The organism is Bacillus sp. J33 (genome assembly GCF_000518885.1).
In the GTDB taxonomy this organism is placed as follows: Bacteria; Bacillota; Bacilli; order Bacillales; family Cytobacillaceae; genus Cytobacillus.
In genome coordinates, this window is the sequence record NZ_JAEL01000045.1 from 33980 (window position 1) to 45567 (window position 11588).

General features: G+C 41.9%; 12 protein-coding genes and 1 rRNA gene. All 13 read left to right on the forward strand.

All coding sequences use genetic code 11. The annotated features are described in order from the left end of the window. Positions 1–41: 41 nt before the first annotated feature. Entirely contained in the window at positions 42–920 is an 879-nt protein-coding gene (gene hslO, locus L634_RS0114165) for an Hsp33 family molecular chaperone HslO (protein ID WP_026583016.1), read from the forward strand. 27 nt (positions 921–947) lie between these two features. Then, positions 948–1823, forward strand: coding sequence for a peptidyl-prolyl cis-trans isomerase (locus L634_RS0114170; protein WP_026583017.1), 876 nt, complete (start codon positions 948–950; stop codon positions 1821–1823). 225 nt (positions 1824–2048) lie between these two features. Continuing rightward, positions 2049–2978, forward strand: coding sequence for a cysteine synthase A (gene cysK, locus L634_RS0114175; protein ID WP_026583018.1), 930 nt, complete (start codon positions 2049–2051; stop codon positions 2976–2978). Between the two features lie 240 nt (positions 2979–3218). Beyond that, positions 3219–4625: an aminodeoxychorismate synthase, component I gene (pabB, locus tag L634_RS0114180; protein ID WP_026583019.1), complete on the forward strand. Its 1407-nt coding sequence runs from the start codon at positions 3219–3221 to the stop codon at positions 4623–4625. Continuing rightward, positions 4622–5215, forward strand: coding sequence for an aminodeoxychorismate/anthranilate synthase component II (pabA, locus tag L634_RS0114185; RefSeq protein ID WP_026583020.1), 594 nt, complete (start codon positions 4622–4624; stop codon positions 5213–5215). The genes pabB and pabA overlap by 4 nt, the downstream gene beginning before the upstream one ends. Positions 5216–5218: 3 nt before the next feature. Then, positions 5219–6076, forward strand: coding sequence for an aminodeoxychorismate lyase (gene pabC, locus L634_RS0114190; RefSeq protein WP_026583021.1), 858 nt, complete (start codon positions 5219–5221; stop codon positions 6074–6076). 11 nt (positions 6077–6087) lie between these two features. After that, the gene (folP, locus tag L634_RS0114195) at positions 6088–6924 is read left to right on the forward strand and encodes a dihydropteroate synthase (RefSeq protein WP_026583022.1); all 837 of its coding nucleotides are present in this window, start codon (positions 6088–6090) and stop codon (positions 6922–6924) included. Next, complete coding sequence (gene folB, locus L634_RS0114200) at positions 6917–7276, forward strand: dihydroneopterin aldolase (protein ID WP_026583023.1); 360 nt, start codon at positions 6917–6919, stop codon at positions 7274–7276. Before folP ends, folB begins: the two co-directional genes overlap by 8 nt. Next, positions 7276–7803: a 2-amino-4-hydroxy-6-hydroxymethyldihydropteridine diphosphokinase gene (folK, locus tag L634_RS0114205; protein WP_026583024.1), complete on the forward strand. Its 528-nt coding sequence runs from the start codon at positions 7276–7278 to the stop codon at positions 7801–7803. The genes folB and folK overlap by 1 nt, the downstream gene beginning before the upstream one ends. Continuing rightward, complete coding sequence (locus L634_RS0114210; protein ID WP_026583025.1) at positions 7755–7970, forward strand: helix-turn-helix domain-containing protein; 216 nt, start codon at positions 7755–7757, stop codon at positions 7968–7970. The genes folK and L634_RS0114210 overlap by 49 nt, the downstream gene beginning before the upstream one ends. 30 nt (positions 7971–8000) lie before the next feature. Further along, a complete protein-coding gene (gene dusB / locus L634_RS0114215; RefSeq protein WP_026583026.1) occupies positions 8001–9002 on the forward strand; it encodes a tRNA dihydrouridine synthase DusB in 1002 nt (333 codons plus the stop codon). 200 nt (positions 9003–9202) lie between these two features. Further along, positions 9203–10702: a lysine--tRNA ligase gene (gene lysS / locus L634_RS0114220; RefSeq protein WP_034262711.1), complete on the forward strand. Its 1500-nt coding sequence runs from the start codon at positions 9203–9205 to the stop codon at positions 10700–10702. 663 nt (positions 10703–11365) lie between these two features. After that, positions 11366–11588: ribosomal RNA gene (locus L634_RS0114225) — 16S ribosomal RNA — on the forward strand; the annotation flags it as partial.

Here is an 11588-nt window from a genome sequence, read left to right on the forward strand (position 1 = left end):
CGCCGTTAAACAGCAGCGGTCTTTCTGGAAAGGAGCAAGAAATGAACGATTATTTGGTAAAAGCACTCGCATATAATGGACAGGTACGTGCCTATGCGGCCCGCACTACGGAAACAGTGGGGGAGGGGCAGCGCAGACATTATACGTGGCCGACTGCATCTGCTGCGCTTGGCAGGGCTATGACTGCCGGTGTTATGATGGGTGCAATGCTCAAAGGTGATAATAAGCTGACGATTAAAATTGAAGGCGGCGGTCCGATTGGTGCTATTCTTGTAGACAGTAATGCCAAGGGCGAGGTCCGAGGTTATGTCACTAACCCGCAAACGCACTTTGATCTTAATGAACAAGGAAAGCTTGACGTACGCCGTGCGGTCGGTACGGAAGGCACATTAACAGTAGTGAAAGACATTGGAATGAGAGAACACTTCACTGGGCAGGTTCCCCTTATTTCGGGTGAGCTTGGGGAAGACTTCACATACTACTTTGTAACATCCGAACAGGTGCCATCTTCAGTTGGTGTAGGTGTATTAGTTAATCCGGATAATACAATTCTTGCTGCTGGAGGATTTATTCTGCAGCTAATGCCTGGAACGGATGAAGAGACAATCACATTAATCGAAAACAGGCTAAAAGAAATACCACCTGTTTCGAAGCTTGTCCAGCAAGGGCTGACACCTGAAGAACTGCTTGAAGCTGTTTTGGGCGAAGAGCAGGTTAAATTCCTTGAGAAATTGCCGGTATCTTTTACCTGCACTTGTTCCAAGGAGCGCTTTGCGAATGCGATTATCAGCTTAGGCGAAAATGAAATTCAGGAAATGATTGATGAGGATGGGCAAGCAGAGGCTTCCTGCCATTTCTGCAATGAAAAATATCATTATTCAAAAGAAGAGCTTGAAGAATTAAAGAGAGAAGCAAAATAATTGCATTTCTTCTTGGGGGAGGAGCAGTTGGAAAAGAAACACTTTTGGATAATTATCGCTGGATTGGTGCTGCTCAATGTTCTGACACTTTCTTTTTTAGTTTTTAAAGGTGATGGCGGCAACAGGGAAGCGGTAGCTAAGGTTGGAAAGGATAAAATCACTCGGCAGGAGTGGCTGAGTGAAATGGAATCAAGATACGGCAAGAGTACCCTAAATGAATTGATTGACCAAAAAGTAATCGAAAATGCCGGAAAAAAATACGGCATTAAAATTAGCGATCAGGCAATAGACCGTGAGCTGAAGATGGTTAAAACGATGTACGGAAGCAATTTTTCTGACCAGACAACTGAGGATAACTGGAGAAAGCAAATAAAGAACAATTTAATTCTTGAAGAGCTTTTGACAAAAGATGTAACTGTATCGGAAGATGAAATGAAGCAATATTATGAGCAAAACAGCAGTCAATTTAATGTGCCTGATTCATTCCACATTTCACAGATTGTCGTAAAAACCAAGGAAGAGGCTGAGCAAACCCTGAAAGAATTAGAACAGGGATCCAACTTTTCTGTGTTAGCGATGGAACGCTCCATTGATGAATTTACTGCTAATCAGGGAGGGAATGCTGGATATATTAGCGAAGATGATGAACATATAACGGCAGACTTCCTTGAGCAAGCAAGAAGCTTGAAGCCAGGTGAATGGAGCAGCCCGATAAAAACGGATGAGGGCTATGCTGTTATAATGCTGCATGAGCATCTTAAAGGTGAAAGCTATTCTTATAAAGAGGTAAAAAACTTGATCCGCCGGCAGATTGCTCTAGAACAAATGGATATTCCTGTTTCAGCAAAACCATTTTGGAAAGAAGCAGATGTTGAATGGTTTTACGGGGAAGAGGCACAATGATAAAGAAAAACACGGAAGATCTCCGTGTTTTTTGCTACATACTATAGAAAGTTTCCCTAATAACAGAGTATGAATAATAATTTAGGGTAAATTAATCAAGGTAAAAAAGTATGAATTTTCTATTAAATAGGTATCTATATTGTTCAAATTGATTGACAACTCAAATGAAAATTGGTAAATTTGTATTAAACCAATAAAAATACTCGGAAATAAGGAGTGGGGAAGATGGTACGCGTGGCAAATACAATTGCTGACCTTGTAGGTCAGACACCGATTGTGAAATTAAATCGTTTAGCTGACGAAAATAGTGCAGATGTTTATTTGAAATTAGAATATATGAATCCTGGAAGCAGTGTAAAAGACCGTATTGCCTTGGCCATGATTAATGCGGCAGAGAAGAATGGAAACCTTAAGCAAGGTGATACCATTATTGAGCCAACAAGCGGAAACACAGGAATTGGGCTAGCGATGATTGCTGCAGCAAAAGGCTATAAGGCAATTCTGGTTATGCCGGAAACAATGAGTATGGAGCGCCGCAACCTGCTTCGAGCTTATGGTGCTGACCTTGTCCTGACCCCAGGCCCTGAAGGAATGGGAGGTGCCATTCGCAAGGCACAGGAATTGGCAAAGGAAAATGGCTACTTTATGCCTCAGCAGTTTGAAAACCCTGCTAACCCGGAAATTCACCGTTTAACTACAGGACCTGAAATTGCTGAACAAATGGGCGACCAGCTAGATGCTTTCATATCAGGGATTGGAACAGGCGGAACCATCACTGGTGCAGGTAAGGTGCTTCGTGAAAAGTATGAGAATATTAAAATCTATGCAGTGGAACCGACTGACTCACCAGTTCTTTCAGGCGGTAAGCCAGGCCCGCATAAAATTCAAGGTATTGGAGCAGGGTTTGTACCAGACACACTTGATACCAATATTTATGATGAAGTGATTCAAGTTTCCAATGATGAAGCATTTGAATATGCACGCCGTGCGGCAAAAGAAGAAGGAATTCTTGGAGGCATTTCTTCTGGTGCAGCCATCTCTGCAGCACTAAAGGTGGCAAAAGAGCTGGGCAAAGGAAAAAAAGTTCTCGCCATTATTCCAAGTAATGGGGAGCGTTACTTAAGTACACCTTTATATCAATTTGAAACTGAATAATGATAAGGGCAGCGGCCATTTGGCCGTTGTTTTTTTATGTGCGCTGTTTTCGTAAAGTTTGTTGCTTTTCAGGGGTAACTAAGGTTACCAAATTTATAAGCAAAAACAACAAGTAAAGATAAAAGAGGCTTTATGTAAGATCGGTTTTGCACTGGAACATTAATTTTAGTCAAAAATTATGAAAGCTTGCCCTTCATCATGTATGATGAAAAAAGAGAAATATATAGGGGTGACATTCTATTGAACCAGCTTTACATCCATGCAAAAAAAATACCTTTTACATATAATCGCTTCTTTCGCCAATATCGCAGGCTCTCGAAAGGAAGAACACATCATGTATTATTGGAAAGCGGGAGAGGCGGCCGTTACAGTATTGCAGCTTTTGAGCCGGAAGCTATTTTAACAGGCAAGAATTCAAGGCTTGAAATACTCCAGAACGACAAAAAGCAGATCCTGGAAGGAAATCCTCTTCACCTGATGCAGGATTGGCTAGGTCAATATCAAGTGGAAAAGCTGGATGAACTGCCTGATTTTCAGGGTGGCGCTATCGGGTTTATCAGCTATGATTATGCACGCTATATTGAAAAGCTTCCAAATGATGCAAAAGATGATCTTCAAATCCCTGATATTCACTTTTTAGTATTTAGAGAGTTCTTTGTCTTTGACCATGAGAAAGAAATGATGTGNCTGCTTTTCTTATATCCAAAAGGGGAAGAGCATTTAATTGATGAAAAAGCCAGGAAATGGGAGTTTCATTGGCAAAAAGAAGACCTGGAGCCTGCTGCTGCAGGTAAATCAAAAGAGCTCGGCGATGATTTGGAAGTTTCTATGAATGAAGAAGAATTTATGACTGCTGTCAGGAAAGTGCAGGAATACATCTCTCAGGGAGATGTATTTCAGGTAAATCTTTCTGTTCGTCAAAGCCGTGCTATTCAGATCGAAGCGATGGAAGTATATGAACAGTTAAGAGCTTTAAATCCTTCCCCGTATATGGGTTATTTCCATACACCTGACTATCAGCTTGTGAGCGGGTCGCCAGAGCTATTAATCAAGAAAAAAGGAAATGAAGTCAGCACCCGTCCGATTGCCGGTACAAGATCCCGCGGGAAGGATCATGAGGAGGACCTTAAGCTTGCCAGCGAGCTAATTGAAAATGAAAAAGAGCGTGCGGAGCACGTTATGCTAGTTGATTTAGAGAGAAATGACCTGGGCAGAGTCTGTAAATATGGAACGGTCATAGTTGACGAATTCATGGTGATAGAAAAATATTCACATGTTATGCATATTGTTTCCAATGTTAAAGGGGAAATAGCGGATAATAAAAATGCAGTTGATTTAATTGATGCTGTATTTCCAGGTGGAACAATTACCGGTGCTCCAAAGGTTCGGACAATGGAAATTATTGAGGAGCTTGAACCTGTTACCAGAGGACCATACACCGGTTCTATGGGGTGGATTAATTTCAGCGGAGATCTTGAACTGAATATCATAATCCGGACAATGCTTGTAAAAGACGGAAAAGCACATGTACAGGCAGGTGCCGGGATCGTTATTGACTCTAATCCTAAAAATGAATATAAAGAGTCTCTGAAAAAAGCCATTGCTCTTTGGAAAGCAAAAGAACTAGCAGAAGGGGATCAGCCATGATTTACATGATCGATAATTATGATTCTTTTACTTATAATCTTGTTCAGTATCTCGGTGAATTGGGTGAAGAACTTGTAGTGAAAAGAAATGACGAGACTTCTATTTCTGAAATAAGCGGTCTGCAGCCTAAGTTTTTGATGATTTCTCCGGGACCATGCAGCCCAAATGAAGCGGGCATCAGCCTTAAAGCCATAGAGGCATTTTCAGGCAAACTGCCTGTTTTTGGCGTTTGCCTCGGCCATCAGTCCATTGCACAAGTGTTCGGTGGCGAAGTAGTGCAGGCGGAGCGGCTTATGCACGGGAAAACCTCTGAAATTTTTCATGATGGAAAAACAATTTTTAAAGGCTTGCCTAACCCATTTCCGGCTACACGCTATCATTCACTAATTGTAAAAAGGGAAACTCTCCCATCCTGCCTTGAGGTATCAGCCTGGACAGCAGAAGGGGAAATAATGGCCATCCGCCATAAAGAATTGCCTGTAGAAGGAGTTCAGTTCCATCCCGAGTCAATTATGACAACCGCCGGGAAGGAATTGCTTCAAAACTTCATTAATTATTATAAAAAGACTTTGCATGCTGAGGAGCTATAAACTTTGTATATTTACTTAAATGGTGAATTGGCAAGGGAAGAAGAGGCCAAGATATCCCCTTTTGATCATGGTTTTTTATATGGGATGGGACTTTTTGAGACCTTCCGTGTCTACAATGGCCATCCGTTTCTTCTGGATGACCATTTAGAGCGTCTGAATCGGGGGCTCAAGGATTTAAATATAGAAGCAAGCTATAAAAGGGAACAAGTGCTCGAAGCGCTGGATAGGCTGCTTGAGAAGAACGGATACAAAAATGCGTATATCAGGATGAATGTTTCAGCAGGGACAGGTGAGATTGGCCTGCAGACAAAGCCGTATATACACCCAAATACGATTATTTTCAGCAAACCGCTTCCGCAAAGGGGGCTTAAACAGGAAAAGCAGGCAGCATTGCTGAATATTCCCCGCAATACACCTGAAGGAACGGAACGTTTAAAGTCGCATCATTTCCTGAATAATATCCTGGCAAAAAGAGAAGTTGGAAATGATCCTGGAACAGAGGGATTATTTTTGACAAAAGAAGGTTTTTTGGCAGAAGGGGTAACATCAAATTTATTCTGGATAAAAGGGGATAGCATATGCACGCCTTCTATTGAGACAGGCATCCTCAATGGAATTACCAGACAATTTGTAGCCAGGCTGGCAGAGACGTTAGGGATGAATATACAAGAAGGACTTTACCGGGCAGAGGACTTATTAAAGGCAGATGAAGCTTTTGTCACCAACTCCATTCAGGAGATTGTCCCGATCTCGGCTTTTAATGGAAATTCAATGCCCGGACTAGCGGGTACGAAAACATCAGAACTCCATGAACTTTATGCACGCCATTGTGAAACTTTATGGAGCAGGAATGAACTGTAGGAGGTTTCGTTATGTCTAAAACAACGATTCAATGTGGACCATATACTTTAGATTACGGTAAAAAAACAATTATTATGGGAATTTTGAATGCAACTCCGGATTCTTTTTCAGATGGCGGCAGGTACAATCATCTTGATCGGGCGGTAAAACATGCCATTGAAATGGTTAAAAACGGAGCTGACATTATTGATGTTGGAGGAGAGTCCACTCGACCTGGATTTGCTGCAGTGCCTGCAGAAGAGGAGTTAGAACGGGTGCTCCCTGTAATTGAGGCAATTACAGCGGAAGTGGAAGTACCAATTTCAATTGACACGTATAAAGCTGAGGTCGCAAAACAAGCCATTGCAGCTGGAGCGCATATTATTAATGATGTTTGGGGTGCAAAAGCCGACCCTGACATGGCTTCGGTTGCAGCGGAAACCCAAGCTCCGATTATTTTAATGCATAACCGAAAAAACATGGAGTACACTTCTTTTTTTCGTGATGTGATAAATGACCTGTACGAAAGTATCACGCTGGTGAAATCTGCAGGTGTAAAGGATGAGAACATTATTCTTGACCCGGGAATTGGGTTTGCAAAAGACCTGACTTATAACCTTGAAATGATGAGAGATCTGGACAAGCTTGTTGCAATTGGCTACCCTGTCTTGCTTGGAACCTCAAAAAAGCGAATGATTGGAACCATCCTGGATCTTCCAGTAGAAGAGCGGACAGAAGGAACAGGAGCCACTGTTTGTTACGGCATTCAAAAGGGCTGCCAAATGATTCGAATCCATGATGTGAAGGAAATGAGCAGGATGGCTAAAATGATGGATGCCCTCATGGGAAAAGGTGATCACCATGGATAAAATTCATGTAAATCATATGGAGTTTTACGGGTATCATGGTGTATTTCCGGAGGAAACGCGTCTTGGCCAGCGTTTTGCAGTAGATCTTACTGTTGAAACAGACTTGAAAAAAGCGGGGCAAACAGATAATCTCGAGGATTCAATAAATTATGGCGAGCTTTACACGGTCTGCAAAGAAGTTGTGGAAGGAAAACCATATAAACTTTTGGAATCAGTTGCGGAGAAGCTGTCAGAAGAATTGCTCCAACGATTCCCGCTTATCTCACAGCTGACTATTAAAGTGATCAAGCCGGATCCGCCCATTCCAGGGCATTATAGATCAGTTGCGGTAGAAATCACGAGGGGCAGATAATGGAGAATACCGCTTACATTGCAATAGGTTCCAATATAGGCAACCGATTTAACAATTTAAAAGAAGCCATTGCTCGGATTAACCGTCTTCCTGGGATAGAAGTGGTAAATGCTTCATCCATCTACGAAACTGATCCGGTTGGCTATGAAAATCAAGAACAATTTTTAAATATGGTCATCCATGTATCAACAGCTTTAAACCCTTTGGAATTGCTTGATGCATGTCTTGAAACGGAATTAACACTTGGGAGAAAAAGGGAAATCAGGTGGGGACCCCGGACAATAGACCTTGACATTTTACTGTATAATCACGAAAATATTGAAACAGAGAAGCTAATTGTTCCCCATCCTCGGATGCATGAAAGAGCATTTGTCCTTATTCCTCTTTTAGAGATTGATTCCAGCATCAGGCTTCCGAAGATGGAGAGGCCACTTCGTTCAATACTGGAGGATATACCTGACAGAGAGGGAGTACGGATATGGAAGCAGAAAAATGGGGAAGACGTATTCGCGCTTTTCGAAAGTTAAAAGGATTTACGCAGGAAGGGTTTGCAAGAGAACTGGGTGTATCGGTATCGATTTTGGGTGAAATCGAAAGAGGAAACAGGATGCCGGCCCCTTCTTTAATCGAGCAAATCGCTTATGCGCTTAATGTAACACAAGAAGAATTGGCTCCAAAGCAGGAGCACGATTAATATATACGATAAAAAATATAGGGGGTAACAATGTTCAAAATTGGCGATATCGAGATGAAAAACCGAGTTGTTCTCGCTCCTATGGCTGGAGTATGCAACTCAGCTTTTCGTCTGACAGTAAAAGAATTCGGTGCCGGTCTTGTGTGTGCCGAGATGGTCAGCGACAAAGGGATTGTGTTTAAAAACGAAAAAACGATGAACATGCTATACATTGACGAAAGAGAAAAGCCATTAAGCCTGCAAATTTTTGGAGGCGAAAAGGAAACACTTGTTGAAGCGGCTAAATTTGTTGATAAAAATACGAACGCAGACATTATCGACATCAACATGGGATGCCCTGTTCCAAAAATCACAAAATGTGATGCAGGTGCTAAATGGCTTTTGGATCCGGATAAAATTTATGAAATGGTTTCTGCAGTAACAGATGCTGTAGAGAAGCCTGTTACAGTGAAGATGCGCATGGGCTGGGATGAAGATCATATTTATGCAGTGAAAAATGCCCGGGCGGTTGAGCGCGCCGGAGGTAAAGCAGTTGCCCTGCACGGACGTACTCGTGTACAAATGTATGAAGGTAAAGCGAATTGGGATATCATCCGCGAAGTAAAACAAAGCATTAACATTCCATTAATCGGAAATGGTGATGTGCAAACACCTCAGGATGCGAAGCGCATGCTGGATGAAACAGGCTGTGATGGGGTCATGATCGGCCGAGCGGCTCTAGGAAACCCTTGGATGATTTATCGCACAGTAAAGTATCTTGAAACTGGTGAATTGATGGGTGAGCCATCTGTACGCGAGAAAATTGACGTTTGTATTATTCATCTTGACCGCCTGATTTCTCTAAAAGGCGAAAACATTGCTATCCGTGAGATGAGAAAACATGCAGCTTGGTACTTGAAAGGAGTCCGCGGAAATGCAAAAGTCCGTAATGCTATTAATGAGTGCAATACAAGAGAAGAATTGGTGACTCTGCTGAATGCTCTTGTCATTGATGCAGAAGAGAAAGAAAGAAACCAGATCCAGGCTGGATAATCGGCATAACGTTTGACATGCTGTCATTCTTTGCCTATAATACTTTTGATACAGAGAAACTGCCAGTGCATGAACTGGCAGTTTTTATTCTATTTAAATATTTGATGTCTGATTTAGCCTCTTTGTGTAAAATAATAGAGATATACATTTATTGAAGGACTTCAGGGTTGTGCATACATAAAAAGATTTACAAAATGGAGATGATTTCAGTGAGCCAGAGTCATGAAGAACTAAATGACCAATTAAAAGTTAGACGCGAGAAAATGAACAGCTTGCGCGAAATGGGAATGGATCCTTTCGGGAAGCGGTTTGAGCGCTCTCATCAAAGCAAAGAACTAATTGAACAATATGGAGAGCTTGAAAAAGAAGAAATTGAAGAAAAAAATGTTTCTGTTACATTGGCAGGACGAATTATGACAAAACGCGGAAAAGGGAAAGCCGGCTTCGCTCATATACAGGATCTATCAGGACAAATCCAAATCTACGTCAGGAAAGATGCAGTAGGCGAGGAGCACTATTCTATCTTCGAATCTGCCGATCTCGGAGACATCGTAGGGGTTACTGGTACACTATTTAAAACAAAGGTAGGCGAATTATCTGTTAAAGCCCAGGAGTTTGAACTCCTGACGAAATCCCTGCGCCCTCTTCCTGATAAGTTCCATGGACTTAAAGATGTTGAGCAGCGCTACCGCCAGCGTTATCTTGACCTTATTATGAGTGAAGAAAGCAAACAAACCTTCATCACACGCAGCCGCATTATCCAATCAATGCGCCGATATCTGGACGATCATGGATATTTGGAAGTTGAAACGCCTATGATGCATTCAATTGCCGGCGGAGCATCAGCACGCCCATTTATTACACACCATAACGCATTGGATATGGAATTATATATGCGTATCGCGATTGAGCTGCATCTAAAGCGTCTGATTGTCGGCGGCCTTGAAAAGGTTTATGAGATTGGACGAGTATTCCGGAATGAAGGTGTATCAACTCGCCATAATCCAGAATTTACAATGATTGAATTATATGAAGCTTACGCTGACTATAGGGATATTATGAGTTTGACTGAAAACCTCATTGCCCACATTGCCCAGGAAGTGCTTGGAACAACTACTGTACAATATGGCGAGTACGAAGTTGACCTAAAGCCTGAATGGAAAAGGCTTCATATGGTAGATGCCATTAAGGAGTACACTGGTGTAGACTTCTGGAAAGAAACAAGCAAGGAAGAAGCACAGCAGCTTGCAAAAGAGCATGGGGTAGAAATTAAAGACAATATGGAATACGGCCATATTGTGAATGAATTTTTCGAGCAGAAGGTGGAAAAGAAACTTATACAGCCGACATTCATCTATGGGCATCCAGTAGAAATCTCTCCGCTTGCAAAGAAGAATGATGACGATCCGCGCTTTACAGATCGTTTTGAGTTATTTATTGTAGCGCGTGAACATGCAAATGCATTTACTGAGCTAAATGATCCAATTGACCAGCGTGAGCGTTTTGAAGCGCAGCTTAAAGAGCGTGAACAAGGTAATGATGAGGCTCATATGATGGATGATGACTTCATTGAAGCGCTTGAGTACGGTATGCCGCCAACAGGGGGATTGGGCATCGGAATCGACCGCCTTGTCATGCTATTAACAAACTCTCCTTCTATTCGAGATGTTCTGTTATTCCCTCTAATGCGTCACCGTTAATAAAAAGATTCTATCAAAGAAGCAGAGCACTGATGATGTGCTCTGTTTTTTATTTACGCTGTTTTCGGAAAAGTTTGTTGCTTTTCAGGACTAACAAAGGTTAACGAACTGAGTTGATTGTAGCGGAGGACACTCGAAAATGCATTCGCATTTTCTTGCGACGAGGTGTTTATTCAAGGATGCTTTGCCAATGTTCTGCTCCGAAGTGAGGGGAGCGGGAGACCCCGCAGGCTTAGCCGAGTTATCATGAACGAAACTAGCTCCTACCCGAAATCAACGAAAGTAAAAACATCAAATTTATGATAAAAGTATCTTAATTAATATAAGGATAAGTTCAGTTGAAAAATGCTATAATGCTTCTTTTCTTAGTATATTTTTCGAGCAGAATAATGGGAATATTTTTTCTTTGCTGTTTACGGATAAAAAAACAAAAAACATATTGCAAGTTGCCTGTTATGGTGATATATTTATATTCGTTGCTGCGAGACAGCGACTTACGAAAAAAAGTTATTAAAAAAGTTATTGACTCAGACGAATGAATCTGATAAGATAATAAAGTCGCCTTAAGCGACGGATTGATCTTTGAAAACTGAACGAACAAAAACGTCAACGTTAATTCTTTAGTCTTTTTTGAAAAGACAACTTATGAGCTTAATCAACTCTTATATGGAGAGTTTGATCCTGGCTCAGGACGAACGCTGGCGGCGTGCCTAATACATGCAAGTCGAGCGGACGGATGGGAGCTTGCTCCCAGACCGTCAGCGGCGGACGGGTGAGTAACACGTGGGCAACCTGCCTGTAAGACTGGGATAACTCCGGGAAACCGGGGCTAATACCGGATAATTCTTTCCCTCACATGAGGGAAAGCTGAAAGATGGCTTCGGCT

Coding starts and splice junctions, on each gene's coding strand:
- hslO (WP_026583016.1), top strand. CDS start 42: ATGAACGATTATTTGGTAAAAGCACTCGCATATAATGGACAGGTACGT.
- cysK (WP_026583018.1), top strand. CDS start 2,049: ATGGTACGCGTGGCAAATACAATTGCTGACCTTGTAGGTCAGACACCG.
- pabA (WP_026583020.1), top strand. CDS start 4,622: ATGATTTACATGATCGATAATTATGATTCTTTTACTTATAATCTTGTT.
- folP (WP_026583022.1), top strand. CDS start 6,088: ATGTCTAAAACAACGATTCAATGTGGACCATATACTTTAGATTACGGT.
- folB (WP_026583023.1), top strand. CDS start 6,917: ATGGATAAAATTCATGTAAATCATATGGAGTTTTACGGGTATCATGGT.
- folK (WP_026583024.1), top strand. CDS start 7,276: ATGGAGAATACCGCTTACATTGCAATAGGTTCCAATATAGGCAACCGA.
- L634_RS0114210 (WP_026583025.1), top strand. CDS start 7,755: ATGGAAGCAGAAAAATGGGGAAGACGTATTCGCGCTTTTCGAAAGTTA.
- dusB (WP_026583026.1), top strand. CDS start 8,001: ATGTTCAAAATTGGCGATATCGAGATGAAAAACCGAGTTGTTCTCGCT.
- lysS (WP_034262711.1), top strand. CDS start 9,203: ATGATTTCAGTGAGCCAGAGTCATGAAGAACTAAATGACCAATTAAAA.